The organism is Cellulosimicrobium sp. EB106-03-01-XG111, from assembly GCF_058792115.1.
Genome location: NZ_JBYTEQ010000017.1, coordinates 15,955 through 32,199, shown reverse-complemented (window position 1 = coordinate 32,199; position 16,245 = coordinate 15,955). Strand labels below are relative to the sequence as shown.

The 16,245-nt window shown below is 74.0% G+C and carries 11 protein-coding genes; 8 read left to right on the top strand and 3 right to left on the bottom strand.

All coding sequences use genetic code 11. The features are described 5' to 3' along the window. Nucleotides 1-11: 11 nt before the first annotated feature. Genes AC3WT4_RS13890 through AC3WT4_RS13880 form a run of 3 tightly spaced genes read right to left on the bottom strand, consistent with a single transcriptional unit; the run spans nucleotide 12 to nucleotide 3,768 of the window. Complete coding sequence (locus AC3WT4_RS13890; RefSeq protein ID WP_492315711.1) at nucleotides 12-1,322, bottom strand: enolase C-terminal domain-like protein; 1,311 nt, start codon at nucleotides 1,320-1,322, stop codon at nucleotides 12-14. After that, a complete protein-coding gene (locus AC3WT4_RS13885; RefSeq protein ID WP_492315710.1) occupies nucleotides 1,319-2,116 on the bottom strand; it encodes an SDR family NAD(P)-dependent oxidoreductase in 798 nt (265 codons plus the stop codon). The genes AC3WT4_RS13890 and AC3WT4_RS13885 overlap by 4 nt, the downstream gene beginning before the upstream one ends. Further along, nucleotides 2,113-3,768 carry a hypothetical protein gene (locus tag AC3WT4_RS13880; RefSeq protein ID WP_492315709.1) on the bottom strand — a complete coding sequence of 552 codons (1,656 nt, stop codon included), beginning with the start codon at nucleotides 3,766-3,768 and terminating at the stop codon, nucleotides 2,113-2,115. Before AC3WT4_RS13880 ends, AC3WT4_RS13885 begins: the two co-directional genes overlap by 4 nt. A gap of 148 nt (nucleotides 3,769-3,916) precedes the next feature. Here AC3WT4_RS13880 and AC3WT4_RS13875 point away from each other — a divergent pair, with 148 nt between their 5' ends. From AC3WT4_RS13875 to AC3WT4_RS13840, 8 genes are all read left to right on the top strand, one after another. Further along, nucleotides 3,917-4,606, top strand: coding sequence for a GntR family transcriptional regulator (locus tag AC3WT4_RS13875; RefSeq protein WP_043653767.1), 690 nt, complete (start codon nucleotides 3,917-3,919; stop codon nucleotides 4,604-4,606). A gap of 170 nt (nucleotides 4,607-4,776) precedes the next feature. After that, the gene (locus AC3WT4_RS13870; protein WP_492315708.1) at nucleotides 4,777-5,874 is read left to right on the top strand and encodes a GNAT family N-acetyltransferase; all 1,098 of its coding nucleotides are present in this window, start codon (nucleotides 4,777-4,779) and stop codon (nucleotides 5,872-5,874) included. Between the two features lie 678 nt (nucleotides 5,875-6,552). Beyond that, complete coding sequence (locus tag AC3WT4_RS13865; RefSeq protein ID WP_492315707.1) at nucleotides 6,553-8,823, top strand: peptidase C14; 2,271 nt, start codon at nucleotides 6,553-6,555, stop codon at nucleotides 8,821-8,823. An 85-nt stretch (nucleotides 8,824-8,908) separates the two neighbouring features. Beyond that, complete coding sequence (locus AC3WT4_RS13860; protein ID WP_492315706.1) at nucleotides 8,909-11,128, top strand: peptidase C14; 2,220 nt, start codon at nucleotides 8,909-8,911, stop codon at nucleotides 11,126-11,128. A 380-nt stretch (nucleotides 11,129-11,508) separates the two neighbouring features. Further along, a complete protein-coding gene (locus AC3WT4_RS13855; protein WP_108048964.1) occupies nucleotides 11,509-12,918 on the top strand; it encodes a Gfo/Idh/MocA family protein in 1,410 nt (469 codons plus the stop codon). 102 nt (nucleotides 12,919-13,020) lie between these two features. Next, nucleotides 13,021-14,295 (top strand): ABC transporter substrate-binding protein, encoded by a 1,275-nt coding sequence (locus tag AC3WT4_RS13850; RefSeq protein WP_074810197.1) that lies wholly within the window; start codon nucleotides 13,021-13,023, stop codon nucleotides 14,293-14,295. Nucleotides 14,296-14,368: 73 nt separating this feature from the next. Next, a complete protein-coding gene (locus AC3WT4_RS13845) occupies nucleotides 14,369-15,322 on the top strand; it encodes a carbohydrate ABC transporter permease (protein WP_083385437.1) in 954 nt (317 codons plus the stop codon). Beyond that, nucleotides 15,319-16,239: a carbohydrate ABC transporter permease gene (locus AC3WT4_RS13840; RefSeq protein WP_228485232.1), complete on the top strand. Its 921-nt coding sequence runs from the start codon at nucleotides 15,319-15,321 to the stop codon at nucleotides 16,237-16,239. Before AC3WT4_RS13845 ends, AC3WT4_RS13840 begins: the two co-directional genes overlap by 4 nt. The last annotated feature ends 6 nt before the right edge of the window (nucleotides 16,240-16,245 follow it).

Genomic DNA, 16,245 nt, shown 5'->3' with positions numbered 1-16,245 from the left:
CGACGGTCCGGTCACGGGGCTGCCTCCAGGTCGAAGCGGTCGGGGTCGAGCGTGAAGCCCAGGCCGGGGCCGTCGGGCGGGGTCGCGTGACCGCCGTCGAACACGGGACCGCCGCGCACGAGCAGCGGCGCGGGGTCGTAGGGGTTGCCCGCGGGCGAGCGGTCGAACGTCTCGACGCCGATGCCCGCCGCTCCGCCCAGGTGCACGCTGACCTCCGGGTACACGTGGCTGGACACGACCTTCCCCCGCGCGGCCCACGCGCGCACGAGCGGGTCGGCGGGCGTGATGCCGCCGATCGCGACGACGTCGACGCGCGGCACGTCGAGCGCGCCCTGCGCGTCGAGCCGGGCGAAGACCTCGGGGTCGGTCACCTCGTCGCCCACGGAGAGCGGCAGCCCGGACGCGTCGCGGACGCGCGCCGCGCCGGCCGCGTCCTCGGGCAGCAGCGGGTCCTCGAGCCACGCGAGCGCGGGCGCGCTCTCCCCCGCCGCACCCGTGACGCCCCACGCGTCGAGGTCCGCGAGCGCCTCGTCGGCGTCGCGCCAGCCGAAGCCCACGTCGACGACGACGCCGCTGCGCCCCGCGACGGTCGGACGGCCGGTGACGTCGGGCAGCTCGGCGCGCAGGATCGCGAGCAGGTCGCGCATGAGCGCACGGTCGGGCGAGCGCGAGATCTTCAGCAGCGGCCACCCGGCGCGCGCGTGCGCGAGCACCTCGTCCGCGACGTCGCGCGCGGTGCGGCCGGGCGTCGGGTACGCCGCGACGAGGATCGCGGGGCGTGGCACCGCGACGGCCACGGGCGAGACGTCGCGAGGGCTCCCGGCGACAGCACGCGACGGAGCGTCCCTGTCGCCGCCGACACCCGGCTCCGCGGACTCGGCGAGGTGCTGGCCGTCGTCGAGCAGGGACCACACCGGACGCCCGGCGAGCCGGCCCGCGAGGTCCCACAGCGCGACGTCGACCAGGCCGATCGCGCGCCGCACGAGGCCCACACGGCCGACGATCGCGGACCCGCGCAGGGCCGCGTCCCACGCGGCGCCGACGCTCTGGCGCGCGGCGACGCCGTCGGACGCCACGATCTCGCGGCCCACCGCGTGCGGGGCGACGAGCCGGTCCACGAGCTCGGCCATGGGCGCCTCGCGCGTGAGCGCGTACGACTCCCCGGCGACGGTGCGGCCGTCGTCCGTCTCGGCGACGACGCGCACACCGACGTACTCGCGGCGCTCGACCGTCATCGCGCCGAGGCGCAGCGGCTGCGGCAGCGGGACGACGGTCGTCGCCGTGCGGACGGCGACGACGCGCGCGGCGGGCACCGCGCTCACTCCGGCTTCTTGGCGAGCGGCACGCCGTAGTCGACGAGGAACCCGCCGTCGACGTAGACGGTCTGGCCGACCATGTACGCGGCCTGGTCGGACACGAGCCAGCTCACGGCGTTCCCGATCTCCTCCGGCTGGGCGAGCCGGCGCGCGGGGATGCGCGCGAGGATCGTCTCCTCCGAGAGCGTGCCCTGCGCGACGCCCTGGCGGAACACGCCCGTGTCGATGTAGCCGGGCGCGACGGCGTTGACCCGCACGCCGCGCGCGGCCCACTCGGCGCCCGCGGTCGCAGTCAGCCCGATGACGGCGGCCTTGGTCGTGGAGTACGGGGCCCGTCCCGCGGAGCCGCGGGCCGAGACGGATGAGATGTTGACGACCGCGCCCCGGCCCGCCGCGAGCATGTGGCGACCCGCGGCCTGGAGGCACGCGAAGACGCCGTGCAGGTTGACGTCCACGACGGCCGACCACTCGTCCCACGTGAGGTCCTCGAGCGCGCGGTGGCGCTGGATGCCCGCGTTGTTGACGAGCGCGTCGATCCCGCCGAACGCGTCCGCGAGGTCGTCGAACGCGGCGCGCACGGCGGCGTGGTCGGTGACGTCGAGCGAGGCCCACACGAGTCCGGGCGCGTCGGGGATGGCGCCGAGGTCGAGCGCGGGGAGGTCGTGCTGCACGACGTCCGCGCACACGACCCGGAACCCGTCGGTCGCGAGACGCTCGGCGACGGCACGGCCGATGCCGGCCGCTCCCCCGGTGACGACGGCGAGCGGGACGCGCGGGGCGTCGAGGGCGGGGGTGGTCACTGGTCCTCCTCGGGGACGGGACGGGTCGGGGGTGCGGCGGTTCGTGGTGCGCCGACGCCGGGGGGCCAGGCGGCGGTGCCGGCGAGCACGTCGTCGACGACGGCGCACGCGTGCCGCTCCAGCCGTTCGAGCGAGCCCGGCGCGAGCGGCGACTGCCACGCCTGGTAGGCGCCGACGTCGTACGCCTCGCGCGTGGGCAGGTAGACGAAGCCGGGGCCGTTGGTGAGGTTCGCGACGACGACGGGCCGCGTCCTGGCGTGGGCACGCACCGTGCGCTGGAGGCGCGAGTACGCCTCGCCCGGGTGCGCGACGAGCAGCGCCTCGCCGACGCGCCACACCCACGTGGGGTGCTGGACGGTCGGGCCGGTGACGTAGCCGTCGCGCAGGTTCCGCGCGCGGCGCAGACGCTCCTCGCGCGAGCGCGGGTCGATGCCGGCCCACTCAGTCTCGAGCTCGTCCCACGTCGGGAGGTCGCGCAGGTCGAGCGTGACGGGCTCCGCCACGGCGGCGAGCGTCCGTGCGTCGGGCCGGGCGGCTGTGCCGGTGCCGGTGCCGGTGCCGGTGCCAGGGAGCGCGGCCGACGGCGCGGGCTCCCAGACCGCGAGCGGCGCGCCGGACTCGACGACGTGGGTCAGCTCCAGCTCCGTGCCCGGCGGCGGGAGCTCCGCGAGCGCGGCGAACACCGCGTGGCCGAGCGAGGTGCCGTGGCGGTCCGCGACGGCGGTGTCGCCCGTGTACTGCTCGCGCGGGGCGAGCTCGCCCGACGCTCCCTGGAGGAACGCGACGGGGGCGCCCGTCTCGCGCTCGACGAGGTCGCGCATCGCGCCCACGTAGTCGGGCGAGACGAGCCGGTTCTGCCACGCGAGCGTCGTCGGGTGGCACGCGTAGTTGACGATCGTCGCGAGGGTGACATGCTCGCCCACGGGCGCGGCGCCGTCGGGCCGGGTGTCCGCGACGGCCGCGGGGCGCGCCGTGAGCCGCCCGACGACGACCGTGTCGTCCGCGGGGTCGGCACCGGGCGAGCGCGGGGTGCCGGCGTCGGGGTTGAAACCGACGAGGGGCCGGGGCGGCGTGCTCTCCGCAGCTGCTCCCGCGGCCGTCCCCGCCTCCCCGCCGGCGCAGCCGTCGAGCAGCGCCTCGCGGTTCGACGCGAGGCCGCAGCGGCCGGTCGTCCACTCGAGGGTCGCGGGCCGGAGGGAAGCGATCGCCTCCACGGCGGCGTCGGCCGCTGCGCGGGCGAGGTCGTGCAGGTACTCGACGCCGCGGTCGCCGCCGGCGAGGTCGGCGTCGCCCGAGCACAGGACGGGCCCGGCGTGCGTGTGGGAGAGCGAGACGAGCAGGCGCTCGACGGGCAGCCCGGTCGCGTCGAGCACGGTCGTGCGCAAGGTCGCCTCGTCGTCGACCCGGCGCCACCACGTGCCGTCGATGGTCACGAGCACGAAGGGCTCGGCGGCGGCCCCGCGGTCGGGGCGCTCCTCCGCGAGCGCGACGGCGGTCAGCGTCATCGCGCGGTGGGCGCCCTCGGAGACGTCCCAGTCCGCCGGGCCCCAGTTGCGCGCCCGGACGCCCGGGGCGGGCGTGACGTCGCGGACGGCGACGCCGGCCAGGCCGACGAACGCGGGGACGGGGGCCCGCGTGTGCAGGGCGACCATCGCACCTCCTCTGGGCTCGGGAGTGCCGATGCTATAGCATGTTGTCTTGTCGAGACGCCCCCGGGACGGCACCGTGGCCGCTATCCTTCAGCGGCGCCCGACCCTCGACGATCCGAGCCCGCCGCCCCCACGACACCACGGAGAAACCATGGCGCTCAAGAGCGTGCCGGACCAGAACGTCGCCGACCGCGTCACGGTCGAGCTGCGCGAGGCGATCTTCAGCGGCGACCTCGCGCCGGGCGAGCGGCTCGTCGAGCGCAAGCTCGCCGAACGCCTCGGCACGAGCCACATCCCGGTGCGCGAGGCGCTCACACGCCTGACCCAGGAAGGCCTCGTCGAGCGGCTCCCCCACCGCGGCGCGCGCGTCGCCGCGCTCACGAGCCGCGACCTGGAGGAGATCTCGAGCCTGCGCACCCTGCTGGAGCAGTTCGCCGTCGTGCGGGTCCAGGACGCCTGGGACCCGGCGAAGGAGGCGAAGCTGCGCAAGACGGTCCAGCAGATGGTCCAGGCGGCGGAGAAGGGCAGCAACGCCCGCGTGTTCGAGCTCGACCGGCGCTTCCACGAGCAGCTCTGGGAGATGGCCGACCACCGCATGCTCATGACGCTCAACGCCCAGCTCCGCAGTCGCATCACCGGCTTCCTCCGCGCCGCGAACGCCGCGCTCGAACCCGAGGCGCGCGTCGCGCACGCGCGCACCCACGACCTCATCGTCGACGCCATCGCGGGCGGCGACCCGGACACGGCCCAGCGCGTCATGGCCGAGCACATCGGCGAGGCCGCCGCGCGCCTCGCGAGCCACACGGACGACGAGGCCGAGCCCGCCGCGGCGAACGGCTGACCGCTCGCTCTCGCAGGAGGAGCCCGGATGGCGGCACCGCCGCCATCCGGGGCGTTCGTGCGCGCCCAGCCCGGCCCGCACGGTCCGTCGCGTCGCACGCCGACGGTCGTCCCGTGACCCTACTTTTGCTATAGCATCCCGTCAATACCGGCACGGACCCTGGGATCCTGATGCACCTGCGCACCGCCACGCCCGACGACGTCCCCTCGCTCTACGCCCTGTGGGGCCGTGCGTTCGACGCGCCGCTCATGGTGCCGGTCTACGAGACGGACGACGGCCGCCTCGACCGCACGCACGTCGCCGTCGACCCGCTCGACGGCGGGGTGGTCGGCTCGGTGTACTGGACGCCGCGCGAGCTCGGCGGGCCCGACGGCGGCACCCTCCGGGCGGGCGGTGTCGCGAACGTCGCGACCGCCCCTGAGGCGCGGGGCCGGGGCCTCGTCCGCGCCCTGCTCGCGCGGGCCGTCGAGCAGATGGAGCACGACGGCGCGGACGTCGCGCTGCTGTTCACCGGCACCCCGGACGTCTACCGGTCGAGCGGCTTCGAGACGTTCGACGTGCCGCTCCTGCGCGGCGCACCGCGTCCGGTCGACGACGCGGCAACCCACGCGGTGAACGGCCTCGCTGCCGACTCGTTCCGCCTTCCCACCCCAGGCGACGCGCCGTCCAGGCCGGGGGTGCCGCCGTCGGGCTCGGCGGACGACGCACCCCTGACCGTCCGCACCGACCGCCTGCCCGGCGTGCCGTGGCCCGCGTGGTCGATCGCGCTGGGGTGGGAGCAGGTCGCCGTGCTGCACGACGCGTTCGACACGGTGGCCGACGGACCTCGCCCCCTCGCCACCCGGCGCACCGCCGAGCACTGGGAGCGGCGCATCCCGCTCTGGTACTCCGGCGCCGAGGTGTTCACCGCACGGGCCGCCGACGGGCAGGTCATGGGCTACCTCGTCCTCGAGCCCGAGCCAGGCGTGCTGAAGGTCCGCGAGCTCGGCGTCGACCCGACGTCGGACCGCGCGCGCGACATCGTCGACGCCCTCGCGCGCACCACGCTCCACCGCGCGCACCTGCACGGCTCCGCCACGGTCGAGGTGCGCCTCCCCGCGCACGCCCTGACCGACCGCTTCGCCGCCGCCGTCCTCGACGCGCCCGTCGTCGCGACCGACACGACCGGCATGCTCCGGCCGGTCCGCGCGCCGGCCGACGTCGTCGCGCACCTCCGTGACGCCGCCGCGGCCGGGGTGGCCTTCCACTGGCCCGGCGACTACCTCTGACCCCCCACGCCGAGGTAGACCCCTGGCCTGCCGAGGTAGAGCCATGGTGGGCCGAAGCGGAGAACCCCGCCCTGGTGCCCGACGGCGCGCTCAGGACGGTGGCCTTGGTCCGGGTTGTGGCCGTGCACCGCACGCGACACTCCCGTGTCCCGACACGTGGCGCCGCCACCGGGGAGCCCCCGGGCCCGGCGGTCGCCGAGCGGCGGGCGGGCATGGAGGTGAAGAGGCGACCGAGCCAGGCTTGCCCGGCCCACGACCGCCAGGCCGACCGACGGCGCGCCGACCCAAGCCCGCGCGCGCCGCAGGTCACACCGCGGCTCTACCTCGCGTGACCGGAGCTCTACCTCCCGCGGCCACGGCTCCACCTCGGCGCGGCCGGCGTGCCACCTTCCACAGAGGTTCGCTTGCTATGGCAATTGTTCTTGCTCGATAACCTATCTGACCTGCGCTGACGTCTTTCGCGCTGCTCTTGACGATGCCATAGCATCCAGCTACTCTCCGAGAGTCCGGTTCACCGTCGCAACGACGCGCACGAACCCGCTGACCCCCTACCCAGCACCGGAACCGCACGACCCCCGCAGCACCGCTCCCCCGGAACACCCCGCAGCCCCGGGCCGCCGGAGCCATGGCGTCGCTCGCCCGCACGGCGTCCTCCCGACGTCACGAAGGGTGCCCCCGTTGTCCACTCCCCGATCCCACACCCGCACCGCGTCCGGCCATCCCGGCGCGACCGAGCCCACGCCCACCGAGGCGGCGGCGTCGCCCTCGCGCCGACACCTGCTGCTCGTCGCCGGCATCGCCTCCCTCGCCGCGGGCGCCGTCGCGCTCGGCAGCACCAGCGCGCACGCGGCGCCGCTCGCCGGAACGCTCGCCACGGGCAAGAACGACACGCCCGACACCGAGGTCCCCGTCGCCGCCACCGTCGCCCAGCTCACCGGCTGGAAGGCCAAGAAGCTCGACGACGGCGCCGTCGTCCAGCTCCTCGGCCACGCGGCGCCGGGCGACGGCGCTGCCCGCCTCGTCCGCTACGACGCGAGGTCCACCGCGACCCCGAACGGCGGCACCGTCCTCGCCCCCACCGACGCCGGTGCCACCGGCCGCTGGCACACCCTCCACACCGGCACCGCGGACTTCCGCTGGTTCGGACTCTTCGGCCCCGAGAACCCCGCCGACGACGCCCTCGACGCCCTCGTGAACGACCCCGGCATCAGCCGCATCGAAACCCGCACAGACCTCAACTTCACCCGCCGCCACACCTACACACGCTCGGACCTCGAGCTCGACTTCGGCGGGCACACGGTCACGACGGAGGGCATCGAGCGCAACGCCCACGACAACCCGTTCGGGGCGGTCCTGTTCTTCCAGGGCCGCGTGACGGACGAGACGCAGCAGCGCACCCTCGCCGCGACGCTCCCCGACCTCACGGACGTCTTCGAGGTCGCGGACGCGGGCGCGTTCGCCGTCGGGCAGTGGTGGGCGCTGCGCTCGGACGAGCGCCCGGGCGGCGGTGGGGACGAGCGCGAGCTCCAGCGCCTCGTCCAGATCACGCAGATCGTCGACGCCACCCACGTGCGCGTCGACTACAAGAACGGCTGGGAGCTGCCCGCCGGGCGGGTGCTCACCTGGACGCGCGTCGAGCCCGTCGAGCAGGTGCACGTGCGCGCGATGACGTTCCACGGGTCCGGGCCCTTCGACGGCCCGGCGAACGGCGAGCTGCCCGACGACCGCGAGATGACCGGCTCCCACCCCGTCGCGTTCGAGTACGCGGTGCGCTGCGACGTCTCGGACGTGCACGGCCACCGCACGTGGTGGCCGGTGATCATGCGGCGTTGGAACACCCACTTCGTCACGGAGCGGTGCTCGGTCGCCAACCCGCCGACGGTGTTCTACGGCGGCGCCGGCTACCTCACGCAGCAGATCTACTGCCTGTACGGGCGGGTCTCCGACTGCACGAGCCACAACGCGCGGCACCTCAACGACCTCACGGCGTCGGCGTACTGCCTCGTGGAGAACTGCCACGGCGACGGGGACGACCAGGGCGGCAACCCCTTCACGACCCACGGCCAGTACGAGCACGACCTCGTGTTCGTCGGCAACAGCGGGCTCATGGACATCGCCAACTCGGGCGGCCAGTGGGGCACGGCGGCCAAGCGCATCACGGTCAAGCACCACACGTGCTCGTGGTTCGTCGCGGGCACCAAGATCACGGACCTCACGCTCGAGGACGTGCACGTCGTCGCACGGTCGACGTTCGACCCGCAGGCGACGCTCACGATCAACGCCGACGGCGCACAGGTGCGCGGCTGCACGGCCGGCTTCTTCGCCGTCGGGCAGCGGTCGTCGCTGTCGCGGCGTCCGACGGTCGTCGAGGACTGCGCGTTCGCGCTGCCCGCGGGGTCGGTGCTGCACCAGACGCCGGTGACGGCCCCCGTGCACTTCGTGCGCACCCGCATCACCGGCGTGGACGGCACGATCCTGCGCGGCGCCGGCCCCGTGACGTTCACCGACTGCGAGCTCGTCGGCGGCACGGACGACGTCCCGGCCGCGCCGGTCGACCTCGGCTCGGCGGACGTCACCGTCACGGGCGGGTCGTGGCAGGGCGTGGGCGTGCGGCTCAGCGGCGCGCGCGACCAGCGGCTCGTGCTCGACGGCGTCCGGGCCGCGGGCACGACGACGGCCGGGGCCCTCGTCTCGCGTGGCACCGGCGCGGGCGCCGTGGACGTCACGCTCCGCGGCGCCGACCTGCGGACTGCCGACGGCACCGCGCACGTCGCGCTGCGCCCCGGCGACCGCTACGCCGCGACCGGCTCGCGGTTCACGGGCGGTCGCCTCGACCTGCCCGACGGCGTGCGCGTCCTCCATGCGCGCAACGTCGAGACCGGCGTCGACCGCGCGGGCCTGCCGACCGCGGGCGACGGCGTGCTCGTCGACGCGAACCTCACCGTGTGACCCGCCCGGGCGGCGCCCGGGCACCCTGATCCAGCCTCCCCACCGACACCCGCGCCGTCGCGCCGGGCCGACGAAAGGACACCCCATGACCCTCGAGACCACGACCGAGCCGACGACGGCCGCGCCGGGCGAGGCCGCCCAGGCGCCCTCGCGGCGCAACCTGCTGCGCGTCGCCGGCATCGCCTCCCTCGCCGCGGGCGCCGTCGCGCTCGGCAGCGGCAGCGCCCACGCGGCGCCCCTCCCCGGCGCACCGCTCACGGCGAAGAAGGACGACAAGCCCGACGACGAGGTCCTCGTCGCCACCACCGTCGCCCAGCTCACCGGCTGGAAGGCCAAGAAGCTCGACGACGGCACCGTCGCCCAGCTCCTCGGCCACGCGACCGCCGGCGACGGCGCCGCCCGGCTCCTGCGGTACGACGCGAGGTCCACCGCCGCCGCCAACGGTGGCACCGTCCTCGCCCCGCAGGACGCGGGAGCCAAGGGCCGCTGGCACACCCTGCACACCGGCACCGCGGACTTCCGCTGGTTCGGCCTCTTCGGCCCCGACACCCCCGCCGACGACGCCCTCGACGCCCTCGTGAACGACCCCAGCATCACCCGCATCGAGGCCCGCACGGACCTCAACTTCACCCGCCGCCACACGTTCACGCGCTCGAACCTCGAGCTCGACTTCGGCAACCACCTCATGACGACCGAGGGCATCGAGGACGCCGGGCAGGACGACCCGTTCGCGGCCGTGCTGTTCTTCCGTGGGAAGGTCACGGACGACGTCCGGAAGAACACCCTGACGGCGACGATGCCGGAGCTGCGCGACGACTACGAGGTCGCGGACTCGTCGCAGTTCGAGGTGGGCCAGTGGTACGCGGTCGAGGTCAACGCGCTGGCCGGCCGGTGGGAGCGCGAGCTCCAGCGCCTCGTCCAGATCACGCAGATCGTCGACGCCACCCACGTGCGCGTCAACTACAAGGCGGGCTGGTCGCTCGCGAAGGGCCGCACGCTCACGTGGACGCGCGTCGAGCCGGTCGAGCAGGTGCACGTGCGCAACCTCGCGTTCCGCGGCCGGCCCGACGGCGACCAGTACACCGGCTCGCACCCGATCGCCTACGAGTACGCGGTGCGCTGCGACGTGGAGAACGTGCACGGCGTCGCGACGTTCTGGCCGCTCGTCATGCGCCGCTGGAGCACGTTCTTCCGCACGGCGGGCTGCTCGCTGACCAACCCGGCGTCGGTCACGTGGGGCGGCGCGGGCTACCTGACGCAGCAGATCTACTGCAACTACGGGCACGTCGTCGACTGCCACACGACCAACGCGCGGCACCTCAACGACTGGACCGCGTCGTCGTACGGGCTCGTGGAGAACTGCCACGGCGACGGCGACGACCAGGGCCCGTTCGTCACGCACGGCCAGTACGAGCACGACCTCACGTACGTGGGGAACTCGGGCCTCATGACGTTCGCCAACTCGGGCGCGGCCTGGGGCGGCGCGGCCAAGCGCATCACGGTGACGCGGCACGTGTGCTCGTGGTTCGTCGCGCGCGTCAAGGTCACCGACCTCACGCTCGAGGACGTGCAGGTCATCCGCAAGGACGGCCTCGCGGGCTCGGGGATGCTGTGGGTCAACGCCGACGGCGTGCAGCTCCGCGGCTGCCAGGCCGACGACACCCTGATCATCTCCCAGGCCTCGGCGCTGTCGAAGCGGCCCAACGTCATCGAGGGGTCGCGCTTCGCGGTCCTGCCGGACACCGCGATCACCCAGGCGAACGTCACGAACCCGGTGCACCTCGTGCGCACGACCCTCGACGGGCTGAAGAACGCGTCGTTCGCCGGGAAGGGCGCCGTCGTGCTGGACGCGTGCACGCTCGAGGCGGCCGAGGGCGAGGGGACGGTGACGGCGAGCGGCGACCTCACGGTGCGCGGCGGCGTCGTGCGCAACGTCGCCCTCGTCGCGGCGGGCGCGGCCGACCAGACCGTCCGGCTCGACGGCGGCGCGCGGCTCGAGGGCAAGCCCGCGGGCGGGAGCTTCCTGCGCCGAGCGAAGGCGGACAAGCCGGTCACCTGGGCGCTCGACGGCGTCCGGAGCACCGCGCCGTCGGGCGACACTGGGCACGTGAACCTCGACGCCGGTATCAACAGCTGGTCCGCCACGGGCTCGACCTTCGCGGGCGGGACCCTGGCGCTCGCACCGTCCGCCCTGGGCGGCGACTCGTACGTCCTGCACAGCGGCAACGTCGAGCAGGGCGTCACCCGCACGGCGTTCCCCGAGGACGGCGACCGCGTCGTCACGACGGGCAACCTCGTCGCCTGACGAGCCCCCTCGTGCCGCTCTCCGCACCGGGCGCGACCCGGCGCGGTGAGCACCGCACGAGGCGAGACGACGAAGGGGCCGGGGGTGGTGAGTGCGGGTCGTGGCGGGCCTGGCGGGAGCGCCGCGAGGAACGAGCCGCGCGGATGGTAGACCCGCACTCACCACCCCCGGCCCCGACCCACGTCGACCACCGCGCCGGTGCCGCAGCCGCGACGCGAAAGGTCACAACTCCGCATCGCGTCGTGCGCGAGTTAACACGAGCGCCGATCTGGCGTAACATCGGCATGGCAGGCTTGCTATAGCAAATAGCAAACGAGGCCTGCCAGGGGCGGGAGACCCCCGCCCCGCAGGACCATCGCAACGGAGCAAGGACCGCACACGTGACCCCCACCCCCCAGCCTGTCACCGTCGCCCTCGTCGGCGCCGGGAACCGCGGACAGACGTACGCGCGCTGGATCGCCGAGCACCCGGAGCGCGCCCGTCTGGTCGCGGTCGCCGACCCTCGGGCGCACCAGCGCGGGCTCGTCGTCGACCAGGCCGTCGCGGCCCAGGCCGACGTCCCCGCCGACCCGGGTGCCGCGCTCGCCGTCGACCCGGCTGCCGTTCCCGCCGCCGCCCCGGGTGCCGGGCGCGCCGTCGACCCGGGTGCCGCGCGGCCGCAGGTCGCGGAGTTCGCGACCTGGCGCGACCTCGTCGCCGCGGGCGACGCCGACCGGGCCGCAGGGGGCACGGGCCGGCTCGCGGACATGGTGATCGTCGCGACGCAGGACCGCGAGCACCGCGACCCCGTCGTCGCGCTCGCGCCGCAGGGGTACGCGATCCTCGTCGAGAAGCCGCTCGCGCCGAGCCCGGAGGAGTGCCGGGACGTCGTCGACGCGGTCGAGGCGTCGGGCGTGCTCTTCGGCGTCTGCCACGTGATGCGCTACATGCCGTACACGGACCTCGTGAAGTCCGTCGTCGACTCCGGCGTCCTGGGCGAGATCGTCAACGTCCAGCACCTCGAGCCCGTCGGCTGGTGGCACGACGCCCACTCCTACGTGCGCGGCCCGTGGCGCTCGGAGAAGACGTCGAGCCCGATGCTCCTCGCGAAGTCGAGCCACGACCTCGACTGGATCCGCTACGTCACGGGCAAGCGGATCGCGACGGTCGCGAGCTTCGGCTCCCTGAAGCACTTCCGGCCCGAGGAGCGGCCCGCGGGCGCGGCGGACCGCTGCCTGGACTGCCCGCTCGAGCCCACGTGCCCGTACTCGGCGCCCCGCCTCTACCTGACCACGCTGCGCGAGAAGGGCCCGATCTGGCCCGTCTCCGTCATCACGGACGCGACCGACGAGGCGGGCGTCGTCGAGGCCCTGCGCACCGGCGACTACGGCCGGTGCGTCTACGCCTCGGACAACGACGTCGTCGACCACCAGGTCGTCGCCATGGAGCTCGAGGGCGGCGGCGCGGCGACGTTCACCATGACCGCGTTCTCCGAGCAGGACCACCGCAAGACCCAGATCTTCGGCACCCACGGGTGCCTCGACGGCGACGGGGAGAAGGTCCGCGTGACCGACTTCCGCGACGGCAGCGTCACCGTGCACGACGGCGGCCACCACGGCGCCACGAACGCCGCCGACGACCACGGCGGCGGCGACTCGGGGGTGATGGACGCGTTCGTGCGCGCCGTCGCGACGGGGGACCCGAGCCACGTCCGGTCGGGCGCCGTCGAGTCCTTGCAGAGCCACCTCGCCGTGTTCGCGGCCGAGGAGTCGCGCCACCGGCGCACCGTCGTCGACGTCCCGGCGCGCTGACGCGCCGGGCCCGACGACCGCACCACCACAGCACCAACCGCCCAGCAGCACCCCCACCCCCACCCGCCCACCCGGGCGGGACCTCACCAAGGAGACACGTCGATGACCCTGCGCACGACGAAGCGCCTCTGGACCGCCGCGCTCGCGGTCGGCACGCTCGGCGCGCTGAGCGCCTGCGCCGGCGGTGCCGGTGCCGGCAGCTCCACCCCCACGCCCGAGGACGGTGCCGCGTCCGGCTCCGTCACCATGTGGACCTACCCCGTCATCGCCGACGAGGCCGCCCACAAGGCCTTCTGGGACGAGCAGGTCGCCGCGTTCCAGGAGGAGAACCCCGACGTCGACGTCAAGGTCGAGATCTACCCCTGGGCCGGCCGCGACGAGACGCTCGCGACCGCGATCGCGGGCAACAAGGGCCCCGACGTCGTCTACCTCATCCCGGACCAGATCCCGAAGTACGGCAAGTCCCTCGCCGCGGTGGACAACTACGTCACGGACCAGGTGGGCGACCTGCGCGAGAACGCGTCGAAGGCCGTCACGGTCGACGGCGCGATGCTCGGCTCGCCGCTGATCATGAACAGCAAGCCGCTCGTGTGCAACGCCGCCGCGTTCGAGGCCGTCGGCGAGGCGGGCAACTACCCCGAGACGTGGGACGACCTCATGGCGCTCGCGCCGACGTTCCAGGCCGCCGGCTACGACGTCACCAACTACTGGGGCTCGGTCGACGCGACGCTCAACGAGTCCTTCTACCCGCTGCTGTGGCAGGCGGGCGGGTCCGTCTTCTCCGAGGACGGCTCGTCGGTCGCGTTCGACTCCCCCGAGGGCGTCGAGGCGCTGCAGTTCGCGGTCGACCTCGCCGAGGGCGGGTACATCGAGAAGGACCTGCTGACGACCATCCCCGCGTTCGAGCAGACGAACACCGCCAAGGGCAAGATCGCGTGCACCTGGCAGCAGGGCCCGGCGGACGTCGCGGGCTTCTGGGGCGAGGAGAACGTCGTCGTGCTCCCGCCGCTCAAGGAGGCCGAGGCGGTCGCGTTCGGCACCGTCGGCTCGCTGTCCGTGCTCAAGACGGCCGACAGCCTCGACGCCGCGGGCAAGTGGGCCGCGTTCGCGACCTCGCCCGAGGTGAGCGCCGAGTACGCCAAGGCCGCCGGCTGGTTCTCGCCGTACGAGAGCGAGTCGGGCCTCTACGCCGACGACGCAGTGCTGTCCGCGCTCGAGGAGACGCTCCAGTACACGACGGCCGGCGAGGTCAACGAGAAGTCCCGTGAGGTCATGGGCGTGCTCGCCCCGGAGCTCCAGGCCGCGCTCATCGGCGAGAAGACGCCGGAGCAGGCCCTGAAGGACGCGGCCGCGGCGGCGAACCCGCTGCTCGGCTGACCGACGCCGCGGCGCGGGCAGCCGTCCCCCTGCTGCCCGCGCCGCGGTACCTCGCGGTACGAGAGGAGAACCCATGACCGCGACCGCCCCCACCTCGGACGGGCTGACCGCCGACGGGGCCGACCGGCGCCCGGCGCCGAAGCCCCCGCGCGGCACGACCCGCCGCGTCCTGGAGCGCCGAGAGGCGAGGATCGGCCTGCTGTTCGCCCTCCCCGCGTTCCTGCTGTTCCTGCTGTTCCGCTTCGGCCCGGCGATCGCCGGCGTCGCGCTGAGCTTCTTCGACTACACCATCGGCGTCGGTGCCGAGTGGACGGGCGTCGAGAACTTCCGGCGCATGGTCGACGACCCGATCTTCTGGTCGGCGCTGCGCGTCACGGTCGTGCTGAGCGTGCTCATCGTCCCCGTGTCGCTCGCGATCTCGACGTTCATGGCGCTCATGGTGCGCCGCTCGTTCCGCGGCTCCGGCTTCTACCGCTCGGTGTTCTTCCTGCCCGTCGTCACGAGCCTCGTGCTCGCCGCGACCGTGTTCACGTGGGTGTTCTCCACGAACGGCCCGTGGTCGAAGCTCATGGGCGCGCTCGGGTTCTCGACCGACTCCTGGCTGGGCGACACGCTGCTCGTGCTGCCCGCGCTCGCGATGGTCGCGATCTGGTCGCGCTTCGGCTACGGGATGCTCATCCTCCTCGCGCGCATGCAGGACCTGCCGCGCGAGCTCGAGGAGGCCGCCGCGATCGACGGCGCCGGGCCGTGGAAGCGGTTCTGGTTCATCATCGCGCCGCAGCTCAAGCCGACCCTGTTCTTCCTCGCCGTCATCGAGACGACGGCGTCGTTCCAGATCTTCGACCTCGTCTACGTCATGACGGCGGGCGGCCCCGCCCGGGCGAGCTACAACCTCGTCTTCTACATCTACGACCAGGGCTTCAAGTACTTCGACCTCGGCTACGCGAGCGCGCTCGGCGTCGCGCTGTTCGTCGTCACGCTGGTCGTCGCCCTGATCCAGCGCTACGCCATCGGGAGGGACAAGTGACCGCCGTCGACCCCACCACCACCGGGCGGGTGCTCGAGGGCGCCGCGATGCCCGTGCGCCCCACCGCGACCCGCCGCCGGCGCGGCCGCAAGGGCGCGAGCGACCTGTCGCTGCGCGGCAAGGTGCTGCGCTACGCCGTGCTCTCGCTCGCCGCCGTCGTGACGATCTTCCCGTTCTACGCGATGGTCGTGCTGTCGCTGAAGCCTGCCGCCGCGATCGACTTCCCCGCGTCGCTCCTGCCGACGAACCTCACGACCGAGGCCTACGGCCGCGTGCTCGGCGCGGGCAACATCGGCACCTGGCTCGTCAACACGCTCGTGTACTCCGTCGTGTCCGTCGTCGCGGTGCTGCTGCTCGCGTCGATGGCCGGGTACGCGTTCGCGAAGAAGAAGTTCCCCGGGCGCGAGGCGATGTTCTGGTCGTTCCTCGCGATGGTCATGGTCCCGTACCACGTGACGCTCATCCCGACGTTCATCCTCATCGCGCAGGCGGGCGGGCTCGACACGTACTGGGGCCTGATCCTGCCGACGCTCGCGAACGCGCAGGCCGTGTTCCTCATGCGGCAGTTCATCCTCGACCTGCCCGACGAGCTGTTCGAGGCCGCGAAGCTCGACGGCGCCTCGGAGTGGCGCATCTTCCTGCGCATCGTGCTGCCGCTGTGCAAGCCGATCCTCGCGACGCTCGGCACGTTCGTCTTCCTGTGGCACTGGAACGACTTCCTGTGGCCGCTCATCATCGGCCAGGGCACCGACCACTGGACGCTGACCGTCGGCATCGCCTCGCTCCAGCAGCAGGACGTGCCGCTCAACATGGTGCTCGCGGGCGCCACCATCTCGTTCGTTCCGATCTTCGCCTCGTACCTCGTGGCCCAGCGCTTCTTCGTCGAGGGCGTCACCTCGTCCGGCATCAAGGGATGACTCACC